This window comes from Pseudomonas sp. SIMBA_067 (genome assembly GCF_046534675.1).
Taxonomy (GTDB): domain Bacteria; phylum Pseudomonadota; class Gammaproteobacteria; order Pseudomonadales; family Pseudomonadaceae; genus Aquipseudomonas; species Aquipseudomonas putida.
The window spans coordinates 1-263 of sequence record NZ_JAWRYH010000642.1; the positions used below are offsets into that span (position 1 = coordinate 1).

Consider the following 263-nt stretch of genomic DNA (forward strand, 5'->3'; position numbering starts at 1 on the left):
CGACGATCAGGGCATCAACGGCGCCACTGCGCAGCAGGCGTGTCAGCGTCGCCTGACTTTGCTGCTTATCCGCCAGCAACAGCAGGTTAATGTCATAACGGGCAAGGTGATGCTCCAGCGCCAGCAGCATGTCGCTGAAGTCGCTGCCATTCAGGGGAGAGGCACCGATCGGGTAGACGAACCCCACCGCGTTAGCACGGCCGGTTTTCAGACGCCGGGCCGCCGCATTAGGCCGGTAGCCACGCCGCTGCGCTTCCTCTTCG

1 pseudogene is annotated in these 263 nt (G+C 63.5%); it reads right to left on the reverse strand.

Going from position 1 to position 263, the window contains the following annotated elements:
* A pseudogene (locus SB765_RS30685) lies at nucleotides 1-263 on the reverse strand (hypothetical protein); the annotation flags it as partial.